The organism is Streptomyces sp. YJ-C3, from assembly GCF_053891275.1.
In genome coordinates, this window is record NZ_CM132685.1 from 3,582,884 (window position 1) to 3,604,182 (window position 21,299).

The 21,299-nt window shown below is 69.5% G+C and carries 23 protein-coding genes and 3 pseudogenes; 19 read left to right on the forward strand and 7 right to left on the reverse strand.

Annotated elements, in window-relative coordinates; genetic code table 11:
• Window positions 1-3: 3 nt before the first annotated feature.
• The 4 genes and pseudogenes from ACVHNB_RS15695 to ACVHNB_RS15710 all read left to right on the forward strand — a co-directional run.
• Window positions 4-767, forward strand: a pseudogene (locus ACVHNB_RS15695) (IS5 family transposase).
• Window positions 768-836: 69 nt separating this feature from the next.
• Window positions 837-1,445 (forward strand): ABC transporter ATP-binding protein, encoded by a 609-nt coding sequence (locus ACVHNB_RS15700; protein WP_456228381.1) that lies wholly within the window; start codon window positions 837-839, stop codon window positions 1,443-1,445.
• Between the two features lie 38 nt (window positions 1,446-1,483).
• Window positions 1,484-2,098, forward strand: a complete 615-nt coding sequence (locus tag ACVHNB_RS15705) for a TetR/AcrR family transcriptional regulator (protein WP_428950543.1) — start codon at window positions 1,484-1,486, stop codon at window positions 2,096-2,098.
• A 6-nt stretch (window positions 2,099-2,104) separates the two neighbouring features.
• A pseudogene (locus tag ACVHNB_RS15710) lies at window positions 2,105-2,230 on the forward strand (IS481 family transposase); the annotation flags it as partial.
• Window positions 2,231-2,302: 72 nt separating this feature from the next.
• On the opposite strand, the gene ACVHNB_RS15715 reads toward ACVHNB_RS15710, so the two are convergent.
• Window positions 2,303-3,511 carry a phospholipase D-like domain-containing protein gene (locus ACVHNB_RS15715; protein ID WP_428950542.1) on the reverse strand — a complete coding sequence of 403 codons (1,209 nt, stop codon included), beginning with the start codon at window positions 3,509-3,511 and terminating at the stop codon, window positions 2,303-2,305.
• A gap of 252 nt (window positions 3,512-3,763) precedes the next feature.
• Here ACVHNB_RS15715 and ACVHNB_RS15720 point away from each other — a divergent pair, with 252 nt between their 5' ends.
• The 3 genes from ACVHNB_RS15720 (at window position 3,764) to ACVHNB_RS15730 (ending at window position 5,601) form a co-directional block, all read left to right on the forward strand.
• The gene (locus ACVHNB_RS15720) at window positions 3,764-4,627 is read left to right on the forward strand and encodes a SigB/SigF/SigG family RNA polymerase sigma factor (protein ID WP_428950541.1); all 864 of its coding nucleotides are present in this window, start codon (window positions 3,764-3,766) and stop codon (window positions 4,625-4,627) included.
• A gap of 82 nt (window positions 4,628-4,709) precedes the next feature.
• The gene (locus tag ACVHNB_RS15725; protein WP_456228382.1) at window positions 4,710-5,105 is read left to right on the forward strand and encodes an STAS domain-containing protein; all 396 of its coding nucleotides are present in this window, start codon (window positions 4,710-4,712) and stop codon (window positions 5,103-5,105) included.
• A gap of 124 nt (window positions 5,106-5,229) precedes the next feature.
• Window positions 5,230-5,601, forward strand: a complete 372-nt coding sequence (locus ACVHNB_RS15730) for an ATP-binding protein (RefSeq protein WP_456228383.1) — start codon at window positions 5,230-5,232, stop codon at window positions 5,599-5,601.
• A gap of 122 nt (window positions 5,602-5,723) precedes the next feature.
• On the opposite strand, the gene ACVHNB_RS15735 is transcribed toward ACVHNB_RS15730, so the two are convergent.
• Window positions 5,724-6,104, reverse strand: coding sequence for an ATP-binding protein (locus ACVHNB_RS15735; protein ID WP_456228384.1), 381 nt, complete (start codon window positions 6,102-6,104; stop codon window positions 5,724-5,726).
• Between the two features lie 125 nt (window positions 6,105-6,229).
• Between ACVHNB_RS15735 and ACVHNB_RS15740 the strand changes: the two genes are divergently transcribed.
• From ACVHNB_RS15740 to melA, 7 genes are all read left to right on the forward strand, one after another.
• Window positions 6,230-6,583: an STAS domain-containing protein gene (locus ACVHNB_RS15740; RefSeq protein ID WP_428950537.1), complete on the forward strand. Its 354-nt coding sequence runs from the start codon at window positions 6,230-6,232 to the stop codon at window positions 6,581-6,583.
• Between the two features lie 190 nt (window positions 6,584-6,773).
• A complete protein-coding gene (locus ACVHNB_RS15745) occupies window positions 6,774-7,592 on the forward strand; it encodes an endo alpha-1,4 polygalactosaminidase (RefSeq protein ID WP_456228385.1) in 819 nt (272 codons plus the stop codon).
• A gap of 124 nt (window positions 7,593-7,716) precedes the next feature.
• The gene (locus ACVHNB_RS15750) at window positions 7,717-9,045 is read left to right on the forward strand and encodes an ABC transporter substrate-binding protein (RefSeq protein ID WP_456228386.1); all 1,329 of its coding nucleotides are present in this window, start codon (window positions 7,717-7,719) and stop codon (window positions 9,043-9,045) included.
• 115 nt (window positions 9,046-9,160) lie between these two features.
• On the forward strand, window positions 9,161-10,189 hold the full coding sequence (locus ACVHNB_RS15755; RefSeq protein ID WP_456228387.1) for a carbohydrate ABC transporter permease: 1,029 nt from the start codon (window positions 9,161-9,163) through the stop codon (window positions 10,187-10,189).
• Window positions 10,186-11,043, forward strand: a complete 858-nt coding sequence (locus ACVHNB_RS15760) for a carbohydrate ABC transporter permease (protein WP_456228388.1) — start codon at window positions 10,186-10,188, stop codon at window positions 11,041-11,043. The genes ACVHNB_RS15755 and ACVHNB_RS15760 overlap by 4 nt, the downstream gene beginning before the upstream one ends.
• Window positions 11,044-11,104: 61 nt before the next feature.
• The gene (locus tag ACVHNB_RS15765) at window positions 11,105-12,106 is read left to right on the forward strand and encodes a carbohydrate kinase family protein (RefSeq protein ID WP_456228389.1); all 1,002 of its coding nucleotides are present in this window, start codon (window positions 11,105-11,107) and stop codon (window positions 12,104-12,106) included.
• Between the two features lie 85 nt (window positions 12,107-12,191).
• A complete protein-coding gene (melA, locus tag ACVHNB_RS15770; protein WP_456228390.1) occupies window positions 12,192-13,532 on the forward strand; it encodes an alpha-galactosidase in 1,341 nt (446 codons plus the stop codon).
• Window positions 13,533-13,666: 134 nt separating this feature from the next.
• Here melA and ACVHNB_RS15775 read toward each other — a convergent pair whose 3' ends face one another.
• Complete coding sequence (locus tag ACVHNB_RS15775) at window positions 13,667-14,488, reverse strand: siderophore-interacting protein (RefSeq protein WP_428950530.1); 822 nt, start codon at window positions 14,486-14,488, stop codon at window positions 13,667-13,669.
• Window positions 14,489-14,656: 168 nt separating this feature from the next.
• Between ACVHNB_RS15775 and ACVHNB_RS15780 the strand changes: the two genes are divergently transcribed.
• Window positions 14,657-14,872, forward strand: coding sequence for a hypothetical protein (locus ACVHNB_RS15780; RefSeq protein WP_456228391.1), 216 nt, complete (start codon window positions 14,657-14,659; stop codon window positions 14,870-14,872).
• A gap of 277 nt (window positions 14,873-15,149) precedes the next feature.
• Here the strand turns inward: ACVHNB_RS15780 and ACVHNB_RS15785 are convergent, their stop codons facing one another.
• Window positions 15,150-15,290 (reverse strand): hypothetical protein, encoded by a 141-nt coding sequence (locus ACVHNB_RS15785; protein WP_456229017.1) that lies wholly within the window; start codon window positions 15,288-15,290, stop codon window positions 15,150-15,152.
• Window positions 15,291-15,348: 58 nt separating this feature from the next.
• On the opposite strand from ACVHNB_RS15785, the pseudogene ACVHNB_RS15790 reads away from it, so the two are divergent.
• Both ACVHNB_RS15790 and ACVHNB_RS15795 read left to right on the forward strand, forming a co-directional pair.
• Window positions 15,349-15,480, forward strand: a pseudogene (locus tag ACVHNB_RS15790) (IS5/IS1182 family transposase); the annotation flags it as partial.
• 259 nt (window positions 15,481-15,739) lie between these two features.
• Window positions 15,740-15,952 carry a hypothetical protein gene (locus tag ACVHNB_RS15795; RefSeq protein ID WP_456228392.1) on the forward strand — a complete coding sequence of 71 codons (213 nt, stop codon included), beginning with the start codon at window positions 15,740-15,742 and terminating at the stop codon, window positions 15,950-15,952.
• 186 nt (window positions 15,953-16,138) lie between these two features.
• Here ACVHNB_RS15795 and ACVHNB_RS15800 read toward each other — a convergent pair whose 3' ends face one another.
• Complete coding sequence (locus tag ACVHNB_RS15800) at window positions 16,139-16,375, reverse strand: hypothetical protein (protein WP_456228393.1); 237 nt, start codon at window positions 16,373-16,375, stop codon at window positions 16,139-16,141.
• Window positions 16,376-16,556: 181 nt separating this feature from the next.
• On the opposite strand from ACVHNB_RS15800, the gene ku reads away from it, so the two are divergent.
• The gene (gene ku, locus ACVHNB_RS15805) at window positions 16,557-17,537 is read left to right on the forward strand and encodes a non-homologous end joining protein Ku (RefSeq protein ID WP_456228891.1); all 981 of its coding nucleotides are present in this window, start codon (window positions 16,557-16,559) and stop codon (window positions 17,535-17,537) included.
• A 238-nt stretch (window positions 17,538-17,775) separates the two neighbouring features.
• On the opposite strand, the gene ACVHNB_RS15810 is transcribed toward ku, so the two are convergent.
• Together ACVHNB_RS15810 and ACVHNB_RS15815 are read right to left on the reverse strand one after the other, a co-directional pair.
• Entirely contained in the window at window positions 17,776-18,009 is a 234-nt protein-coding gene (locus tag ACVHNB_RS15810) for a hypothetical protein (protein WP_456228394.1), read from the reverse strand.
• Window positions 18,010-18,722: 713 nt separating this feature from the next.
• Window positions 18,723-19,181, reverse strand: coding sequence for a hypothetical protein (locus ACVHNB_RS15815; RefSeq protein ID WP_456228395.1), 459 nt, complete (start codon window positions 19,179-19,181; stop codon window positions 18,723-18,725).
• Between the two features lie 389 nt (window positions 19,182-19,570).
• Here ACVHNB_RS15815 and ACVHNB_RS15820 point away from each other — a divergent pair, with 389 nt between their 5' ends.
• Window positions 19,571-21,256 carry an acetolactate synthase large subunit gene (locus ACVHNB_RS15820; protein ID WP_456228396.1) on the forward strand — a complete coding sequence of 562 codons (1,686 nt, stop codon included), beginning with the start codon at window positions 19,571-19,573 and terminating at the stop codon, window positions 21,254-21,256.
• Window positions 21,257-21,299: the final 43 nt, after the last annotated feature.

The window sequence follows — 21,299 nt, forward strand, 5'->3', positions numbered from 1 at the left end:
CGGATGGGCCGTCCGGTGCGGGACCGACGTCAGGTCGTCAACGGAATCCTGTGGAAGCTGTCGACCGGGGCGGCCTGGCGGGACCTGCCGGAACGCTATGGCCCGTGGAAGACGGTCTACGAACGCTTCCGCCGCTGGTCGGCCGATGGAACCTGGGACCGCCTGCTGGCCCACGTCCAGCAGCATTCCGACGCCGTGGGCGCTGTCGACTGGTCGATCGTGTGTGTCGACTCCACGACGGTGCGAGCCCATCAGCATGCGGCCGGGGCACGAAAAGGGGGCTCTGGCCGGGCGAGGCGATCGGCCGCTCCCGCGGCGGACTGACCACGAAGATCCACCTTGCCTGCGACGGACTCGGCCGGCCCCTGGCCTTCACCCTGACCGCTGGGAACGTCAACGACTGCACCCAGTTCGAGGCGGTGATGGCCCGCATCCGGGTCGCCCGATGCGGTCCGGGCCGCCCACGCACCAGACCGGAGCGGGTGGCCGCAGACAAGGGTTACTCGTCCGTCAAGATCCGCGCCTACCTGCGCGGACGCGGCATCAAAGCAGCGATCCCGGAACGAATCGACCAGATCAACGGCCGCATCCGCAGAGGCCAGAGCCGATGCAGACTCAACCGGGCCGCCTACCGGCGCCGCAACCTCGTCGAACGCTGCTTCAACAAGCTCAAGCACCACAAGGCCCTGGCCACCCGCTACGACAAACGAGCCCGCCACTACCAAGCCATGGTCACCCTCGCCTGCCTACAACTCTGGCTCCCATGACTTTGCGGACACGACCTAGTCGGCGGCTCCGGCTCGGGCAAGAGCACCACGGCCGCCGTCGCCGCCCGCATGCTCACCTGCGACAGCGGCACCGTCCTGCACGCCGGCCAGGACGTCACCCACCTCGGCGGAGCCGCGCTGCGCGCCCGGCGGCGCCACATCCAGACCGTCTACCAGGATCCCTTCGCCAGCCTGCCCAGCCGCTTCACCGTGCGCCGGATCGTCGAGGAGGGGCTCCTCATCCACAAGATCGGCTCCAACGCCGGCGAGCGTGAGGACCGCATCGTCCGCGCCCTCGAACGCGCTCACGTGCCCACTGCCCTGCTGGACCGGCTGCCCCACCAGCTGTCCGGCGGCCAGCGCCAGCGCGTCGCCATCGCCGCCGCCCTGGTCCTGGAACCGGCCGTCCTCATCGCCGACGAACCCGTCTCCATGCTCGACGTCTCCATGCGGGCCGGCATCATGCAGCTCTTCGACGACCTGCGCAGCACCGGCACCGCCCTGCTGCTGATCACCCACGACCTGCCCGCCGCGGCCCGCCACGCCGACACCATCGCCGTCCTCCAGAAGGGCTGCATCGTCGAGGAAGGCGACGCCCGCACCGTCCTGAGCGAGCCCGCCCACCCCTACACACAAGCCCTTCTCGACGCCACCCCCACCACCGCTTCCCGCCCCTGAAGGGCGTTCAGAACCCCCACCCGTATAGGTTGCTGACTGTGCCCACCAGGAAAGTAGAAGTACGCCGCGAACAGATCCTCCACGCGACGATCGAGGTACTGCGCGAACACGGCTTCGCCAAGGCGCGCGTCAAGCACGTCGCCGAGCAGCTCGGCATCAGCTACACCCTCGTCTACTACCACTTCCCCACCAGGGAAAAGCTCCTGACGGACACCTTCACCTTCCTCGCCGAGGACGAAGCCGTCGCCATGCGCCACACCGCCGAAGGCGACGGCAACGCCATCGAGAAGATGCGCGCTGCCATCACCCCGATCACGGCCGAGCGGCCCACCACTCGCTGGATCCCTCTCATGGAGGGCTGGGTTGCCGCGCTGCGCGTTCCGGAAGTCAGATCGGGACAGATCCGCTACCTGCACCGGTGGCTCGACTCCTTCCAGCGCATCATTGAACAAGGCAACCAAGAAGGCTCGTTCCACTGCACTTCCCCAGAAGCATCCGCCTGGCGCATCAACGCGCTGCTCGACGGAGTGTGCGTGCAACTCGCCAGCTATGACGGGGCCCTGCCGCGCAAGACCGCCTATGCGCGCATGTGGGACGGCATTGCCCTCGAACTCGGCTGCACCACCCAGACGCTGGCACCGCAGGCCAAGTAGGGGCGGTCCTCGGCTCGCTCCGCCGCCCTGCCAGACTTCCTGCACACCTGCAACCACCACCGCTGCCACACCGCGCTCGGCGGCCACCCACCGATCACCCGCGTAAACAACGCTGCGAGTCAATACACCTAGGCAGCGACGGCCCGCACTCCACGGTGCAGAGCCCGCGCCGGGCCTGACCGACCGGCGAGAGAGGCTGCCCTGTCACAGGAAGTGCTGCACGGCCCGGGTGGCCGTCTCGGCGGCGCGGAACGACAGCGGGCGCTTCGCCCAGCGGCCGGGGTCCACCGTCACGCTGTGGGAGACGTCGGCGTCGTAGTCCGCGTCGAGGGCGGCGGTGAACTCCGTGTCGAGGACGGCGAGCATCACCTCCTCGTCGTGGTCGAGGGAACGCCGGTTGAGGTTGGCCGAGCCGATGAGGGCGGCGGTGCCGTCCACCGTGACGATCTTGCAGTGGAGCATGGTCCGCTGGTACTCGCGTATGGTCACCCCGCACTCCAGCAGCCGGTGATAGTGGTGACGTCCGGCGATCCGGCTGATCTTCTTGTCGGTGTACGGGCCGGGCACCAGCAGCTCGACCTCGACGCCGCGGCCCGCCGCGGCGCACAGCAGCTCGACGAAGTGGTCGTCGGGTGAGAAGTAGGCGGTGGCCAGGCGCAGTCGCTGCTCGGCGGACGCGATCGCCACCCGCAGCAGCGTCTGGATGTCCTGCCAGCCGAGGCTGGCCGACCCGCGCACCACCTGCACGACGGCATCGCCCTTCGGCTCGTGCTCGACGAAACGGTCCCGCTCGTCGAAGAGCTCGTCGTGGCACTCCGCCCAGTTCTGGGCGAAGGCGGCGCAGATTCCGTCGACGGCCGGGCCGTGCACCTGGACGTGGGTGTCGCGCCACTCGTGCGGGCCACGGGCGTCTCCGCACCACTCCTCGGCGATGCCGACGCCGCCGGTGAACGCCGTCAGCTCGTCGACGACGAGGACCTTGCGGTGGCAGCGGTGGTTCTGTTTGAACGGGGACAGCAGCAGTGGCTTGCGGAACCAGGCGATGTCGACGCCCTCGCGCTCCATCAGGTCGAGGAGGTCCTGTTCGATGGTGCGGCTGCCGAACGCGTCGAGCAGGAGCCGCACACGAACACCGGCGCGCGCACGCTCGGCGAGAGCCTCGGCGAACTCCCGGGCTATCTCGCCCTGCCAGTAGACGAACGTCATCATGTCGACGGTGTGCCGGGCCTCGCGGATCGCCGTCAGCATGGCGGGGAAGATCTCGTCGCCGTTGCGCAGGGGCAGGAGTCTGTTCCCCTCGGTGGCGGCGACGCCGATGAGGCGCTCCATGCGGCGTCGCAGGCGCTGAACCCGCTCGGCCTGTGACCTCCCGTGCGTCGGCTCGGGAACGGTGGCCGCGGTGGTGGCAGACATGTGCTTCTCCAGGTCGGGTGCGGGTGGTCGCACGCATCCGCATGCCCCTTCACCTTTTGTTCACGCATCTGCACATCGCCGTGCCCTGCGGGGAGTTCGGCCGTGGTCCGCCGAGCAGGTTCCGGCCCTGCGGCACGCTCCTTCAGGTTCCGTAGATCGGTACGACAACCTGCAGGTATGCACGTCGACTTCCTGGGTAAGCGGGGTGGACGGGGACCGATAGGCAGGCTCAGTCGACAAGAGGCGGAACGCATGAAGATCGTGACGGCGCAGGGACCCACGACGGCCACACCGGCCGAGGAGGCCTTGGTCGAGCGGGCGTACGCGGACCCGTCGTCGATCGCGCCGAAGGACGCGCGTCAGGTCGGCCGGCACTTCTTCGACCGCCTCACCGAACTCGAGGAAGGCACGCACGAGTACCAGTACGTGCGCAACGTCCTGATCGAGATGAACCTCTCCCTCGTGCAGTACGCGGCGTCCCGGTTCAAGCACCGCGGTCCGCAGGAGATGGAGGACATCGTCCAGGTCGGCACGATCGGTCTGATCAAGGCGATCGACCGGTTCGAGCTGAGCCGCGAGGTCGAGTTCACCTCTTTCGCCGTCCCCTACATCACCGGCGAGATCAAGCGCTTCTTCCGCGACACGTCCTGGGCCGTGCACGTCCCACGCCGTCTGCAGGAAGCGCGCATCGAACTGTCCAAGGCCACCGAGGAGCTGCGCTCCCGTCTGGGACGCGCGCCGAGCACGGCGGAGCTGGCGGAGCTGATGCAGCTGGACCCGGCCGAGGTCGCCGAGGCGCAGAAGGCCTCCAACGGTTACAACAGCGTGTCCCTGGACGCGACGGTCAACGGCAAGGACGACGAGTCCGACACCATGCTGGCCGACTTCGTCGGCGTCGACGAGGACCGCTTCGAGCTCGTCGAGAACTTCCACGCCCTGGCTCCGCTGATCGCCGATCTGGACGAGCGGGAACGCGCCATCATCCATCTGCGCTTCGTCGAGGAGCGGACCCAACAGCAGATCGGTGAGGAACTGGGCTACTCGCAGATGCACGTCTCCCGGTTGATCACCCGCGTCGTGAACAAGCTCCGGGCGGGCCTGATGACCGACGCGTAGCCGATGCCGCCGCCCCTGCCCCCGCGCCGAGCAGACCCGGGGAAGGGGCAGCGGGACCCGTGCGGGATGAAATAATGAGTTCATGCGCGCGTCTTTGCAGGTCACCATCCGTCTCGAACCCGAGCGATCGGTGATCGTCCTGGTCGGTGACTGTGACGAGGACACCGGGCATCTACTGGACGAGGCCTTGTCGGACGTGATGGCGGGCGCCCCCGAGATTCTCGAGATCGACGTGTCGCGGGTGGAGTTCGGTGACTCCATGCTCCTGCACGCTCTGCTGCGGGCGCTGCGCTCGCAGCGCACCCGGCAGGGCCGTCTGGTGCTGCGGGGCCCGCTGAGTGTCGGCGTTCGGCGTCTGCTCACCGAAACCGGAACCATGAACGTGTTCGAGGCCTGCGTCGAGGACACGGAACGCGCGGAAGACGGCCGTCGCGGCAGGCCGGGGACCGTGACCGACAGCCGGGGGTGTTCCTCGTGAGAGAGGTGCGCGGTCCGGTGGGTGCACCGTCCAGTGGAAGCAAGAGCACGCCATGAGGGCGGCGCACCACGACGGACAGGACGCATCGCGTCCGCCCCCGCAGCCCGCCCCGGGCCTGCGGGAGATGTCAGGTGCGCAGGCGCGTGAGCAAGTGCGCCGAGCGGTCCACGCATGCGCCGCCGACGCTCCCGAAGGTGCCGGCGCGCAGGTGGAACAGCGCCTGGCGGATGCCCAGTTGGCCTGCTCGGAACTCGTGTCCAACGCTCGTCGGCACGGCGGCGGCCTGGCGTGGTTCCAGGTGCGTGCCGAGGGCGGCCACGTGGTGATCGAGGTGGGCGACCACAGTTCGGCGCTGCCCCTGTCGCCGCCGCGCGACGCTCTGGAGCCGGGTGGCTTCGGCTGGGCGCTGGTACAGCGGTTGGCCGAGAAGATCTCCGTGGAGGTCCGCCCCGACGGGCGCGGCAAGATCATCCGTGCCCACCTGCCGGTGCGCTGAACACGTGACCGTCTGTTGATGATTCTCTTCCCACGATCGAGGGACGTTGGGCGCCGCGCCCTGGGGGTACTGGCGCCAACGGGGCCGTCGATGGGGTGACTGAGCGGGAAGTGAGCTTGTTGTCAGTGCAGTCGGAGCAGGACACGTACGCGCTTGCCGCCGGTCAGCGGCTGGGTGGCGGTGACCGACGCGGCGACGGCCGTCACGATCGACCAGCCGTACCCGGCCCGGCTGGACATGTGGAAGTCCCCTCGCCCGCCGGGCGCGTAGTCGACGGTCACGCCGAGCGTGCCTCCGTGCACCGCCGCGGTGAAACAGCGGATGCCCGGAGTGTGCTGCTCGGCATTGGAGACCAGTTCGGACACCGCCAGCATGATGTCGCCGCGCAGCGCAACGGGACAGGCTTCGCCCGGTTCCTCGATCAGCAGGTCGACGGCCTCCCGCGCCTCCGCGGGATTGTCCGGTACCCCGCTCAGCGTGCCGCCGCTGTGCCACAGCGTCATACGAACCTCCGCACCCCGGCGATTCCCCTGCCTCCCGGTTGCCCCGCGCCCCCCGACGGACGCCGGGCAGCCCCTGCCCTCACACGAACGAGTGACCCCCGGCCCGGAACGACCAGGAGGCCGGCATGACACGCGCCCCGTACGACAGCAACGACGAAGGTCGCCACACCCACCGCTCCGTCACCATCAACCGTACTGACGCGGGCGCCACGGCGACGATCTCGGTCCTCGGTTTCCTGGAATGGGACACCACCGAAGAGTTAGTCGCCCACATCGAGAAGGCGGCCGGCACCCCCACCGTCGTCATCGACCTGCGCGGCCTCGTCTGGGCCGACTCCGCGCTGCTCCACGCGCTGATCAACACCCAGCGGCACCTGCGCCGCAGCGACTCGGTCCTCATGCTGCGAGGCCCTTTGCAGCCCGTGCTCCAGCGCCTGTTCGAACTCACCGGGACCACCTCCTACTTCGCCTTCTGTTGACACGGGGAGAGCTGATCGCTTTACTCCTCGAAACGCCGGAGCCGAGCACGCGAAGCAGGGCTCGCGGCGTCAGAGGTACGCCTAGCCGGTAAGCGCCAGGGCCCCACGGCCCGCAAGCCCGGACACAGTCGCCAGGGTCACTCCAGGGCCCGAGGCGGGGACGTACCCTCCATCACACTGGAGCTCGACAGTGAGCATCGATCGTGCCCGTACCCGCCGGATCTCCGCCGCGGTCGTGGCCCTCTCGGCGACGCTGGTCGCCCCCGTCCTCAGCGCGTCCCCCGCGGCCGCCGCACTGACCCTTCCCCCGGCCCACGCCGGGTTCGACTACCAGATCGGCGGCGCGTACACCCCGCCCGCGGGGGTGTCCGTGGTGAGCCGTGACCGCGGGCGTCGCGCCACGGCGGCCCCCGGCCTCTACAACATCTGCTACGTCAACGCCTTCCAGGTGCAGCCCGACGAACTCGACGCGTGGGACGCCGACCTCCTCCTGCGGGACTCCGCGGGCGACGTCATCATCGACGAGGAGTGGAACGAGGCCGTCCTGGACGTGAGCACGGCCGCCAAGCGCGAACGGATCGCCGCCAAGGTGAACGGCTGGATCGACGGCTGCGCGGCCAAGGGCTTCCAGGCGGTCGAGCCCGACAACTACGACAGCTACACCCGCAGCCAGGGCGGGTTCGGCGCCTCGGCGGCCATGGCGTACATCACCCAGCTCTCCGCCCACGCGCACTCCAAGGGCCTGGCGATCGCCCAGAAGAACACCGCCGACCTCGCCGAGCACCGCTCCACCACCGGGCTCGACTTCGCCGTCGCGGAGGAGTGCGGGGAGTGGAACGAGTGCGACTCCTTCACCGACCACTTCGGTGACGACGTGATCGTCATCGAGTACACCGCCAAGGGGCTCGCCACCGCCTGCCAGGGCTGGAAGGACGAACTGTCCATCGTCCGCCGGGACATGGACGTCTCTCCGGCCGGCAGCAGCGGCTATCTGCGGCAGACCTGCTGACCGGCACCCTCCCCGTCCTGCGCTCCGGCGCCCCGGTCCCTGGTGAACAGGGCTCTCGGTCTGGGATGCACCAGGCCTTCGGTGATACGGCACGGCGTGCTCCGCACGCCCCTTGGAGGTGCACATGGCCGCGAACCCTCGTACGTCCCACCCGTCCCGCCGCCGGATCCTGCGCCGGGGCACCGGCCTTGCGCTCGGCGCCGCCGCGCCGGCCGCGCTGTCCGGATGCGGCGCGGACGCGTCGGACGGCGTCGGCCCCGACGGCCGCGTCACGGTCGAACTGTGGCACGGCCAGACCGACACCGCGCGCACCGTGATCGAGGCGCTGGTCCGGGAGTTCAACCGAACCCACCCCCGGATCCGCGTCGACGCGGGCGGCGGCGTCCTGTCCGACGCGATGCTCCAGAAGATCACCGCGGCGCTCGCGTCCGGTTCCTTCCCGGACATCGTGTACGTCTTCGGCTCGGACCTCGCCAGCGTCGCGCGCAGCCCGTCGGCGGTCGACCTGACCGACACCTTCCGCTCGGGTCCCGTCCCGTGGGACGGGTACTGGAAGCCGGCGCGGGACGCCGTCACCGTCAACGGCCGGGTGCGCGCGGCCCCCGCACTGATCGACTCGCTCGCCGTCGTCTGCAACAAGAAGGTCTTCCGCGACGCCGGCCTGCCGCTGCCCGAACCCGGCTGGACCTGGCAGGAATTCACCGACACGGCCGCCCGCCTCACCGACCGGCGGCGCTCCGTCTTCGGCACCGGCTGGCCGGGGGTGGGCGACGAGGACACGGTGTGGCGGCTGTGGCCGATGGTGTGGGACCTGGGCGGTGAGGTCGTCGCGCCGGACGGGAAGTCGATCGGCTTCGCGAAGGAGGGCGTACGGGCCCTGGAGACGGTGGAAACCCTCGCGCGGGCGAAGAGCGTGTACATCGACCCCAAGCCCGGCAGCGAGCAGATGTACCAGGTCTTCCTCGCCGGACGGATGGGCATGGTCGTCACCGGGCCGTGGCAGCTTCCCGACATCCGGAACGCGAAGATCGACTACCACGTCGTCCCGCTGCCCAGCTACAGCCGTCGCCCGATGACCATTTCGGGACCGGACACCTGGACGGTCTTCGACAACGGCCCGGCGCGGGTCCGGGCCGCGCGCACCTTCGTGACGTGGCTGACGCAGCCCGCCCAGGACGTGCGCTGGGACGTCCAGGCGGGCAGCCTGCCGCTCAGCCGCCCGACCGCGGCGCTGCCGGCCTGGCGGAAGCGGGACGCGGAGACCGAGGGCCTCTCCGTGTTCACACAGGCACTGGACTCCGCCCGCGTACGCCCGGTGCACCCCGCCTACCCGCAGATCTCGCAGGCGCTCGGCCAGGCCGTCTCCGCCGTACTGCTCGGCAGAAGCAGCCCGGCCGAGGCGCTGCGCCGGTGCGCGCGGGAGGCCGACGCCGCGCTCCTCATCCCGCGGTGACCAGGCGCACGGCATCGACCGTGCCCGCGTACAGCGCACGGGCAGCCCCACCCGTGCGGACAGCTGCCCCGCGCAGACCGCGTACACCGCGTACACCGCGCTCAGGAGAACCGTCATGCCCCGACTGCCCGCCCCGCTCACGCTTCCCGACCAAGACCCCGGTTCTCTGCGCGCAGGCCGCGCCCGTGGGAAGGACCCCGGCCGACCGGTCGGGCGTGCGGAGGCCCGGCTCCCGCGCAAGGGCGGATCGCCGCCGCGCCGCGGCGAGTCCGCGACCGCCTGGGCGTACATCTCGCCCGCCGTCCTGATCATCCTCGGCCTGAGCGTCGTCCCCGTCTGCTGGTCCCTCCTCCTCTCCTTCCAGGCGGACGACCTGGTCACCCCCAGCCGCTGGGTCGGCCTCGACAACTACCGTGCGCTGCGCCAGGATCCGCACTTCGCCGAGGCCGTGTGGAACACCGTGCTCTACACGGCGCTGTACGTGCCGCTCTCCATCGGCCTCGGCATGGCGCTGGGCCTCGCACTGAACCAGCGCATCCGCTTCGTGGGGCTCTACCGGACCCTGTTCTTCGTGCCGTTCGTCGTCTCGGCCACTGCACAGGGCGTCCTGTTCTCCTTCATCCTCGACCCGGAGTTCGGCGTCGCCAACTCCGTACTGCACCATCTCGGCGTCTCCCCGCAGGGCTTCCTCTCCGATCCGGGGCAGGCGCTCCTCGTACTGGTGGCCATCTCGCTCTGGAGCGGCACCGGCTTCTGCGTCGTCGTCTTCCTCGCCGCGCTCCAGGACGTGGAGCCGTCCCTGATCGAGGCGGCACGCCTTGACGGTGCCGGGCGGTGGCACCTGCTGCGGCACGTCACCCTGCCCGCGCTGACGCCGGTCAGTGTGTTCCTGCTGGTGTGGCAGACCATCAACGCCCTGCAGGTCTTCGACCTGGTGTACGTGACGACCAAGGGCGGGCCGCTCGGCTCGACCACGGTGATCGTCTACTTCATCTGGGAGCAGGCCTTCAAGAACTTCACGGCCGGCTACGGCGCGGCGGCGGCCTACGTCCTCGCTCTGGCGCTGGGCGTGGTCACCGTGGGGCTTCGGCTGGTGCGGAGCCGTTCCGTACGCCCGGCACCCCTGGAAGGAGCCGACCAGTGACGCTCACCACCCCGCCCGCCGCGCGCCCCAAGGGCCGGGCCCGGCTGCCCTTCAGCGCCTGGCACCTGCTGCTCGCCCCGCTCGCCCTGGTCTTCGCGATCCCGCTGATCTGGCTGCTGCTCAGTTCCGTGATGAACAACGCCGAGATCAACCGCTTCCCGCCCGCACTGTGGCCCTCCGGTATCGACATCGGCGGCTACCGGTACGTCCTCGGCAACGCGATGTTCCCCCGCTGCTTCGCCAACTCCCTGATCGTCTCGGTCGTCGCGGTCGTGTCCAACCTGGTCCTCGGCGCCCTCGGCGGGTACGCGTTCGCCCGGATGCGGTTCGCCGGGTCCCGGCTGCTGATGGGGCTGATGCTGGCGACGATGGCGATCCCGTTCCAGCTCACGATGATCCCGACCTTCCTCGTCATGAAACGGCTCGGGCTGATCGACACCCTGGGCGCGCTCATCGTGCCGTCGCTGGTCACCCCGTTCGCGGTCTTCCTGCTGCGGCAGTTCTTCCTGTCGCTGCCCAGGGAACTGGAGGAGGCCGCCTGGATGGACGGCTGTTCACGGCTGCGCGTGCTCTTCCTGATCGTGCTGCCGATGTCGCGGCCCGCGCTGAGCACCGTCGCGGTACTGACCTTCCTGACCACCTGGAACGACCTGACCTGGCCCCTGATCGCCATCAACCACGACACGCAGTACACGCTGCAACTCGGCCTGACGACCTTCCAGGGCCTGCACCACACGAAGTGGTCGGCGGTCATGGCCGGCAACGTGATCACCGTGCTGCCGGTGCTGCTCGCCTTCCTCTTCGCCCAGAAGTCGTTCGTCCAGTCCATCACCTCGTCGGGGCTCAAGGGATGAGCAGGCGATGAGACCGGACCACCCCGCTCACCTCTCCGCATCGCAACCTCAGGGAAACCGGATGCTGCCGCACGCCTCGCCCGTCCCGCACACCTCATTCACCTACGATCTGCTGGTCATCGGGGACGCCAACCCCGACATCGTCCTCGGCCCCCTCGACGCGCCGCTCGCCTTCGGCCAGCGCGAACAACTCGTCGACACGGGCCTGCTGACCCTCGGCGGCTCCGCCGCGATCATGGCGTGCGGCGCCGCGCGCCTCGGCCTGAAGGTCGCCTTCGCGGGGCGGGTCGGGGACGACGAGGCAGGACGCTTCGTCACGGCCGCACTCGCCACCCGCGGCGTCGACACCAGCGCCGTCCGGGTCGACCCCGCCCTGTCGACCCCGCTCACGGTCGTGGTGACGCGCGGCGGCGGCGACCGTACGATCCTCACCTCGCCCGGCACCCTCGCCGCCACGAGCGCCGACGACGTACCCGAGGCGCTGCTCGGCGACAGCCGCCACGTGCACGCAGCCTCGTACTTCCTGCTGCCGAAGCTCGCCGAGGCGCTGCCCGCGCTCTTCCGCACGGCGCGCGAGCGGGGGGCCACCACCTCGCTGGACACCAACGACGACCCGGCCGGGAAGTGGGACACCGGCGACCCCGACGGGTTCGGCTCGGTGCTCGCCGTCACCGACTTCCTGCTGCCCAACGCCCGCGAAGCCCGCGCCCTCGCCGGCCTGCCCGAGGACGCGCCCCTCGACGCGGCGGCACGTCAACTCGCCCTGCGCGGACCTCTGGTGGCCGTCAAGGACGGCGCGGACGGAGCCCTCGTCCACGACGGCCGGACCGCGCTCCGCACCCGCGGCATCCAGGCCGAGCCGCTGGACACGGTCGGCGCGGGCGACAGTTTCGACGCGGGCTTCGTCGCGGCCGTGCTGGCCGGGCACTCCGCCGCCGACGCGCTCGAACTCGCCTCGGTCTGCGGGGCTCTGTCCACCCGGGCGTACGGCGGCACGCCGGCCCAGCCCACCTGGGCCGAGGCGGACGCCGCGCTCCCCACCGTGCCCCGGCCACCCGCGTAACAACACTGCCACCGCACGCGTCACCGCACCTTTCACAGCACCGGCCGCGGCCCCGCACCAGTACTCGCAACGGAAAGAACGTCTCATGACCACCACGAAGAACGCCACGAAGAACGCCACGAAGATCGCCTTCATCGGCGCCGGAAGCGTTGTCTTCACCCAGGGGCTCCTGACGGACCTCTTCGCCTTCCCCGATCTCCGCGACCTCCACATCGCCCTGCACGACATCGACCCGGAGCGACTGGAGACCGCCCTCGGCGCGGCCCGGCACATCGCCGACCGTGCCGGGGCCACCCCGTACGTCACCGTCACCGCGCACCCGGACCGCCGAGAGACCCTGGCCGGCGCCGACTTCGTCATCAACATCGTCCAGGTCGGCATGGGCGCGTCGACCCGCACGGACTTCGACGTACCCGCGGCCCACGGCGTCCGCCAGACCATCGGCGACACCCTCGGCGTCGGCGGCATCTTCCGCGCGCTGCGCACCTTCCCCGTGCTGAAGGCGCTCGGCGCGGACATCGCGGAACTGTGCCCGGACGCGTGGCTGCTCAACTACACCAACCCCATGGCGATGAACGTCCAGTACCTCACCGCCGCCACCGGACTCACGCGCGTCGTGGGCCTGTGCCACTCCGTCTACTGGACGCTACGCGACCTCTCGGACCTGCTGAACGTGCCCTACGAGCAGGTCACTTACCGCGCGGCCGGCGTCAATCACCAAGCCTGGCTGCTGCGGTTCGAGCACGACGGCGAGGACCTCTATCCCCGACTCGACGAACTCATCGCCTCCGAGCCGCAGTTGCGGCGCCGGGTGCGCGTCGACATGTACCGGCGCCTCGGCTACTACCCGACCGAGACGAGCGAGCACTCCGCCGAGTACGTGCCCTGGTACCTGCACCACGACAGCGAGATCGAGCGGCTGCGGCTGCCCGTCGGCGCCTACCTCGGCATCGTCGACGAGAACGTCGCCCTGTACGAGAAGACCCGCGACGCGCTCCGCGCCGGGGCCCCGCTCGATGTCGAGGGCACGATGGAGTACGCGCCCCAGATCATCCACAGCATCACCACCGGCACCCCGCGCACCGTCTACGGCAACGTCCCCAACCACGGCCTGATCGACAACCTCCCGGCGACCGGCACCGTCGAAGTCCCCTGCCTGGTCGACGCGTCGGGCGTGCAGCCGACCCGGATCGGTGCCCTGCCCGCCCAGTGCGCGGCCCTCAACCGCGGCTATCTGAGCATGAACGACCTGGTCGTCAGGGCCGCACTGGAGGACGACCCGCGTGCGATCCGGCAGGCCGCCATGGCGGACCCGGCGACCGCCGCCGCGCTGCCCGTGGAACGCATCTGGGAGCTGTGCGACGCCATGGTGCTGGCACACGGCGATCTGCTCCAGCCGTCCCTGCGGGCGACCGCACTGCTCTGACCCGGCTCGCCGCGGAACGGGACGGGACCGTCCGTCCCGCCTCCGCCCCGAACGACACGAGGAGAGCCGCCCGACGGTCTGCACCGTCGACCGTCAGGGCACGGAAGGGCTGACCAGGGGCTCCGGGCGCTGCCCTACGAGGCGGCCTTGACCCGGCTGTGCTTCCAGAAGCCGGAGAAGGTGATCCGGTTCTTCGGAAGCCCCGCCTTGTGCAGATGCCGGCGGCCCTCCGTGGCGAGCGTCGATTCGCCGATGACGAACGCGTACCCCGTCTCGGACACCTTCTCGTGGCGCCGCAGTTCCTTCAGCGCCGCCGCGCCGGGCACGGCCGTGGGGTCATTGCGTACGACCCACGTCACGGAGACCCCTTCCGGCGCACCGAGTTCGCGCCGGTCGCCGTCCGCCGGGATCTCCTGGATGACGCGGCCGACAGTGCCGCGGGGGAGTGAGCGCAGCACACCGCCGGTCGCGGGAAGGCCGCTCTCGTCGGCCACCAGCAGCACCTCGGACGCGTCGTCCGGGCAGTCGAACAGGAGGCCCTGGTCGAGCAGCGCGATCGGGTCGCCGGCGCGGGCGGCGCACGCCCAGATCGCCGCGGCGCCCTCGGGTTCGCCCGTCGGGCCGCAGTGCACCACGAAGTCGATGTCCAGTTCCGCCTTCTCCGGGCGGAAGTCCGCCACGGTGTAGTTGGCGCAGTGCGGACGCTCGTCCTCGGGGAGGGCGAGATAGGGCTCCCACCATGTGGAGCCGGACAGGTGCGGCAGGACGAACCGGTCCTGGTGCGGCAGTTTGAAGAAGAGCCGGAACCAGTGGTCGTAGCCCTGCCACGGGAACGTGGCGAAGGGGTCGCCGGTCACCGTCACGCGCTGCATCGACGGAGAAAACCGGACACTGCTCACGACTTCACCGCGGAAGAGGCCGGGGTGCTTCGGTACAAGCCTGGGAGTCTTCGACACGCAGTTAGCTTAGCCTAAGCTAACTGCGTGTCCAGCTGTGTCGCGCTGCCGCCTTCGTCGCAGCCAGGGGCTCCCGGTGCCGGCGCGGGCCCCGGGTAGGCGCGTCCGCATGCTCCGATCGTCCCGTGGTGACGTCTCGGCCAGCAGCGCAGCCGACCGGTCAGAACCGTGGCCTGCTGCCTCAGTAATCCGCAGCGCGACGGCACTCATCTCTGCCGGCCCCTTCAGCCACCGCTCGCCGCTGTCGACGATCCGGCGGCCTGCGCGCATGGAGACGTCAATGACCTCGACGGCGAGCTGATGACGTTCCGGCGCGTCCTCCGCGACCGGCCCGCCGAACTGCTCCGCGCGTGCAAGCTCACCCCGCACTCCTCGGCGAACTGAAGGCGACGCTCGCCGAGGCGCCGGCCGACGATCTCGAACTCTCCCGCCGCATCTGGTCGCGGCTCGCCCAAGGTCGGTCCACCGCGCAGCGCCGCCTCCGCAAGCGCGATCGCCACGCGTTCCTGAGGCTGCGCGAACTGTCCCGACAGATCGAAGCGGGCGTCCCGCTCCCCGACGTCGTCGTGAGCGCGCGACCGGCCACCCCCTCGGTCGCGTTGCTCCTCCGGCCGGCCACCTCCGCGCTCCTACTCACCATCCGGTGGGCAGGGCGCACCCTCTACCGACGATTCACCCGCCACCACGCCACCCCGACCACCAGCACCATCGCTCCCGCCCACCACGCCGTCTGCTCGGCCGCCGCACCCCACGAGTCCTGCGCCAGCCAGCGCTCCAGCAGCAGCACGACCCCTGCACCCACAACCAGACCGACCAGACCTCGCAGCAACAGCCTCATGCCGCCCAACTACCCACGATCACACGGCTTCCGACGGCTCCGTGTTCGCTGGGAACGGCTAGCCGACATTCACGAAGCCTTCCTCAAACTGGCCTGCTGCCTCATCACTCACCGGCAACTCAGGTCACTGTGTGAGCCGCCGATAGCCGGTTAAGAACTTCGTCGGGAGTGAAGCTCCAGCCGACCAGGCTCGGCCCGGGACTGGAAGTGTGCCGCGAAGTACAGCCAGGCCTCCGCGGTGAGCGCGGGCTTCGTCGGAGCATTTACCGGACCGGGCGTCGCGCCTGCGGCGGGCCTCGGTGCCGTCGGTGGCCAGGTTGGGTCATTCTGGAGGTGCTGACGATTTGCCGCTTATGGCCTTGGGCAGGAAGAATTCCCGGCCTGCCCAAGGCCATTGCCGCGGAGAGGGAGACATGCCCAAGCTGGACCCGTCCGACATCAGTTCCGGATTCTGGATTCCCATCGCACTTTGCCTGGCGGTCTTCTTCGTGACCACCGCCTGCGGCGTGGGCCTTGTACCAGCGGCCGCCTGGGCCGCGGGAGCCGGGGTCGCGGCCGCCCTGATCCTGCGGTTCGTGAAGAAGAATCTGCTTCTCGGTCACGCCACTCACCACGAAGACGAATAGCCGCTCGTATTACTTGCATATTCACGGCAGTCAGGCCTCTGCTCGGTTTGCCGACGGACGGTCAGGCTCGGCTGACCGCCCTCATGAGCCGCCCGTATTCATCGACGGTAAGAACGGCTCGTTCTTCCTTCGTCGTGATGGCGACTGCGATCCACACGATGCCCCACAGCAGGCGGGTGGCCAGGGTCAGGATCGCGTGCAGCCTGCGGTTCGGCGCGTGGCCTTTGACGAGCACGGCTTGCACGGGAGTTCGGGATTCGATCCGCAGCCGTGGATCACATAGGTGTTGATCTCGCGGTCGAGGATGCTCGACCGGGCCGCTTCGCTGAGCAGGGGTGCGTCGCCGGGCAGCTCGGTGATCTGGTGTTCGTCGGGCTGCCTTGCGCCGTCGCCCCATCCGGGCCAGGGCTGCTTCTGCTCCATACGGTCACGGTGGCCTGCTTCTGGGGCGCCTGCCACTCGGCATGCTGTGCGCTGGTCTGCGCCATAGCCTGGTGGTCTCGGGGCTGATTGTGAAGGTTCGTCATGCCCCGCCCTGTGTGGACCGGCGCTAGGGCTGGTCACGATCCCCATCAAGGTCACGGCAGCGACCGAGGATCACAGCCTGCGTTTCCACCAGTACCACTTGGAAGACATGGCCAGGGTGCGCACCAAGAAGATCTGCGAGACCGAGGACCGCGAGGTCGCGAACGCCGAGATCGGCAAGGGCTACGAGTACGCGAAGGACCAGGTCGTCGCTATCTCCGATGAGGAACTCCGCGAGATCCCGCTGCCGACGGCGAAGGCCATCGAGATCGTCGCCTTCGTGCCCTACGAGTCCATCGACCCGATCCAAATCGGGGAGGGCTACTACCTGGAGACCGACGGGCAGGTCGCCACCAAGCCGTACGTCCTCCTCAGGCAGGCCCTCGAGCGCAAAAGCAAGGCCGCAGTCGCAAAGTTCGTCTGGCACGGCAGGGAAGGACTCGGCTTGCTGCGCGTGGTCGAGAACGCCATCGCCCTGCACGCCCTGAAGTGGCCTGACGAGATCCGCTCCCCGGAATCCCTCGCCCCCAAGGCCGTCGACATCAGCGACAAGGAGGTCGACGAGGCGATCCTCCTCATCGAATCCATGACGCGTGAGGAGCCCATCGCCGACGCCGACTGGGCCACCGACCGCTACACGGATGCTCTCGCGGACGTCATCAAGGCGAAGGCCTCCGGCAAGAAGCCGCCGCAGATGGAGAGCGAAGAGGGGCCGGCTGGTCAGGTCGTCGACCTCATGGCCGCCCTGGAGCAGTCCGTCGCCAAGGCCCCGACGCCCGCGGCGAGGGCGCGCACGCCGACGTCCACGAGCTGCAAGCGAAGAAGAAGGCCGCGACGAAGAAGGCGCCGGCCAAGAAGACGGCCGCGAAGAAGGCGACCAAGCGGACACCGACGGGCAAGGCGAAGCCCGCATGACGACGCGGTGGCAGCTGCTGTCCCTGTGGCCAGTGACAACGACGGCCTGTGCTGCACCGATCCGGCCAGCATCCTTCGCTCCTCATCCTGGTCGCCAACGTTGGTCGGGCCGGCCGGAGGTGTCCATACGTCCCGGTCCGGGTGACGGAGCCCGCGGGAGCGCCGAATCTACGTCGCAGGTCAGACATCCTCGCTATGTGGCGGCTGCGGCGACGGATACTGTCCGTTTGAGGGACGCTCCTGGGGTGGAGCGCAGCCCAAGGGGGACGTATGGACGGAGAGTTGATCACTGCGATCGCCGCGGTGGTCGTGGCAATTGCGGGGACTGGGTACTCGGGAGTGCAGGCGCGGACGGCGAAGGTGGCCGCGAAGGCTGCGAAGGATCAGGTAGACCTGTTGCGGCGGCAGATCGAGGCGGAGGAGAAGGAGCGCTTCGAGAACAGTGGTCCCGCGTTCGAGGTGTAGGGCCGCATCGTGGCGCCGGGGTCGTCGCGGTCGGGGGACTCGGAGACCATGACGCCGATGATCTCGGAGTCGTGCTTGCCGTTGTCACCCCACACTTCGAGCATGCCGACGGCGCCGTGGCCGAGCCCGTTCTTGTCGATCTTGACGTGCACCTTCGCGGTGGAGCCGAGGACCTTGGGGGAGACGTTCCGCTGCGTGGACCTCTTCGAGGATCTTCTTGGCGACCCTGACCTGGTTGTCGTTGGCGGAGCCGGAGGAGTGGTGCCGGTGCTGGATCGCCGGCCGCAGTCCCCAAGGCTCCCCATGACGCTCTCATGGGGAGCCTTGCCGGCCGCTGAACTCCTCAGCACCGACACCGCACGCCCCGCAGCCGAACCCGTTGAATGTCGGACCACCCGACTGCGCTCGCTCACATGACCGACGCCTCCCCGTTCCCGTCCGACCTCCTCGCCACACAGAAGCGGACAGCCGAGCTGTACGCCGAGATCGCCGCCTTCCCCCAGGCCCACAACCTGCCCTGGTCCGAGGAGCCTCTCGACGGCTGGGAACTCCAAGAGACAGCACACGGCGGGAAGGTCAACGGCTACCAGTCGTCCAAGCCCACGTCAGCCGGCTGGACGGACGAGGACAAGGCCGCCTACGCGGCACTGCGACAGGAGCTCACGGAGCAGGCACACCTCGTACTCACCCATACACACTGGAAGACGTACGAAGGCAGCGACCTGGTGAAAGCCCGCATGCAACTCACCTCCCCTGTGGTGAGTCACCAGGGGCAGGCCTTCCGGCGAGGGCCTGCCCCTTCACCCCACACGGACAACGGTGAACCTCTGCTCCCGCGACGTTCCTGCACAGAACTCTGCGCAGCTCACTTCAGCAGGCCACGATCGGCGACGGAGGCAAGGAACTCCTGGCTCTGTACCGCAGGAGTGCCCCGCAGGGGCGCAGGCCGCGAGGATCCGCGCGGCACTGCGCCGGGCGACGCGTTGATTGCGGCGCGTACAGCGATGTCGCGTTCCCTGCGCACGATCTCGGCGTAGCGCCGCGGAACCGGGCGTTTGTCTTCGATGCCCAGCAGCACCTGATCCGAGGCACCGGGCCGGTCGAAGCCGTACGTGCTGACCCTCCAGTCCAAGCGACAGGCGGCCACGCGAAGGGCGGCCCGGATCAGAGCTGGGCCGCCCAGCTGGTCTGAGTCCTTGCTCGCGAGGACCAGCTGGAAACAGCCGCCGTAACCGTCGGCATCCGGGGGAGAGCTACGCCGGAGCAGCGGTTCCACCGCCTCGGCGAGCGCTGTGCACCGCGGATCTTGTGAGTACGAGGCCATCTGGTGACCGTACGAACGGGATCGGGCCCACCGGGTTCGGCAAGCCCGTCGCGCGCCTGCCACTACCTGGACGGGCGAACCGGGGCAGGGCTCAGCCGGACAGGTGTCCTCCTGGTCATCTGAGTCTCGTCCGCGGTCTTCGTCCACACGTAGGGCTTGGGGTCGGTGTTCCAGGCGGCGATCCAGTTACGGATGTCCTTCTCCGAGGGCGCGCGGCGCCGCCCGTACGAGCCGCCTCAGGCGGCGCCGAAGGCCCGGACGGCGCGTCCCCGCTCCACTTGAGCTTCTCGTGGCCTCGGTCCACAGGCGTCCGGCCGGCGGGCCGGGGTAGACGGCTGACCGGCCCGCCCCATTGGCGCGGCCCGAAATCAGGAGAGGACACGATCAGCGTGAGCGACGCCGAGCACCAGAAGCAGACCCCCGACGGAGCGGCCGAACTCCTGGTTCGCTGCCTGGAGAACGAGGGCGTCGAGGTGGTGTTCGGCGTGCCCGGCGAGGAGAACATCCGCTTCACCAACGCCCTCGCCCGCTCGGAGAAGATCCGCTACGTCCTCACCCGGCACGAGCAGGCCGCGTCCTTCATGGCGGAGATGCACGGCCGGCTTACCGGCTCGGCGGGGGTGATGTCCGCGACGCTGGGGCCCGGCGCGATCAACCTGATGCTGGGCGTCGCCGACGCCATGACGAACAGCACGCCCGTCGTCGCGATCACCGCGCAGGTCGGCAAGGAGCGCAACTACAAGGAGTCTCACCAGTTCGTGGACCTGGTGAGCATGTTCGCCCCGGTCACGAAGTGGTCGGCGGAGGTCCCGGCCACCCGGGCCCTGCCAGAGATGGTGCGGCGCGCGTTCAAGACCGCGGAGTCCGAGCGGCCGGGCGCCGTCTACCTCGCTGTGCCCGAGGACGTCGACGCGGCGACGGACGGCTCGGACCTGCGCCCGCTGCGCAGGAACGTCGTGCAGGCTGAGGCGCCGTCCCCGAAGCAGATCAAGCGGGCGGCGGAGCTGCTGCGCGAGGCCCGCCGGCCGGTGATCCTCGCTGGTCACGGCGCGGCGCGCGGCGGCGCCGAGGAGTCGCTGGCGGCGTTCGCCACCGCACTTGACGTGTCGACGGCGACCACCTTCCACGGCAAGGGCGTCCTGCCCGACGACCACCCGTGCGCGACCGGCACGTTCGGCTTCATGCGGCGCGACTACACCAACTTCGGGTTCGAGGAGGCCGACGTCGTCATCGCCGTCGGCTACGAGTTGCAGGAGTTCGACCCGTCCCGGATAAACCCGGACGGTGACAAGAAGATCGTCCACATCCACCGCTTCCCGGCGGAGGTGGACGACAGCTACTCGGTCGACGTCGGCATCATCGGTGACATCTCCGCCTCCCTCGACGCCCTCGCCACCGAACTCGACGGCCTGCGCTGGACCATCGACGACGAGGACACCACGGCCACCCGCGCGCTGCTGGCCAAGGAACTCGAGCAGGGCGCCGCGGACGAGCGCTACCCGCTCGCCCCGCAGCGCGTCATCGCCGACACCCGTGCCGCGCTCGGTCGCGACGACATCGTGCTGGTCGACACCGGCGCGCTGAAGATGTGGATGGCCCGGCTCTACCCGACGTACGCGCCGAACACCTGCCTCATCTCCAACGGCTTGTCCACCATGGGCTTCTCGCTGCCCGGCGCACTCGCGGTCCAGCTCGCCAGGCCCCAGACGAAGGTGCTGGCGACGGTCGGCGACGGCTCGTTCCTCATGCACTCCCAGGAGATCGAGACGGCGGTCCGCGAGAACATCCCGCTCACCGTGCTGATCTGGGAGGACAACGGCTACGGGCTCATCAAGTGGAAGATGGACCTGGAGGTCGGGGAAAACTCCAACACCGACTTCGCAAACCCGGATATCGTCCAGTACGCCCGCAGCTTCGGCGCGAAGGGCTACCACATCGAGTCCGCCGGGGAGCTGCTGCCGACGCTGAGTGAGGCACTGGCGGACCCGGGCGTGTCGATCATCAACTGCCCGGTGGACTACGCCGAGAACATGAACCTCATCGAGCACCTCGGGCACCTCGACTCGGCGCTCTGACCCGCCCGCGCGGCGCGGCCCGACCCCCGTACGGGCCGCGCCG

Bases quoted from the DNA above. Each gene is read 5' to 3' on its own strand.
- ACVHNB_RS15700 (WP_456228381.1), top strand. From the start codon at position 837: ATGCTCACCTGCGACAGCGGCACCGTCCTGCACGCCGGCCAGGACGTC.
- ACVHNB_RS15715 (WP_428950542.1), bottom strand. From the start codon at position 3,511: ATGTCTGCCACCACCGCGGCCACCGTTCCCGAGCCGACGCACGGGAGG.
- ACVHNB_RS15720 (WP_428950541.1), top strand. From the start codon at position 3,764: ATGAAGATCGTGACGGCGCAGGGACCCACGACGGCCACACCGGCCGAG.
- ACVHNB_RS15725 (WP_456228382.1), top strand. From the start codon at position 4,710: ATGCGCGCGTCTTTGCAGGTCACCATCCGTCTCGAACCCGAGCGATCG.
- ACVHNB_RS15730 (WP_456228383.1), top strand. From the start codon at position 5,230: ATGTCAGGTGCGCAGGCGCGTGAGCAAGTGCGCCGAGCGGTCCACGCA.
- ACVHNB_RS15735 (WP_456228384.1), bottom strand. From the start codon at position 6,104: ATGACGCTGTGGCACAGCGGCGGCACGCTGAGCGGGGTACCGGACAAT.
- ACVHNB_RS15740 (WP_428950537.1), top strand. From the start codon at position 6,230: ATGACACGCGCCCCGTACGACAGCAACGACGAAGGTCGCCACACCCAC.
- ACVHNB_RS15750 (WP_456228386.1), top strand. From the start codon at position 7,717: ATGGCCGCGAACCCTCGTACGTCCCACCCGTCCCGCCGCCGGATCCTG.
- ACVHNB_RS15755 (WP_456228387.1), top strand. From the start codon at position 9,161: ATGCCCCGACTGCCCGCCCCGCTCACGCTTCCCGACCAAGACCCCGGT.
- ACVHNB_RS15765 (WP_456228389.1), top strand. From the start codon at position 11,105: ATGCTGCCGCACGCCTCGCCCGTCCCGCACACCTCATTCACCTACGAT.
- melA (WP_456228390.1), top strand. From the start codon at position 12,192: ATGACCACCACGAAGAACGCCACGAAGAACGCCACGAAGATCGCCTTC.
- ACVHNB_RS15795 (WP_456228392.1), top strand. From the start codon at position 15,740: ATGCCCAAGCTGGACCCGTCCGACATCAGTTCCGGATTCTGGATTCCC.
- ACVHNB_RS15800 (WP_456228393.1), bottom strand. From the start codon at position 16,375: ATGGAGCAGAAGCAGCCCTGGCCCGGATGGGGCGACGGCGCAAGGCAG.
- ACVHNB_RS15815 (WP_456228395.1), bottom strand. From the start codon at position 19,181: ATGGCCTCGTACTCACAAGATCCGCGGTGCACAGCGCTCGCCGAGGCG.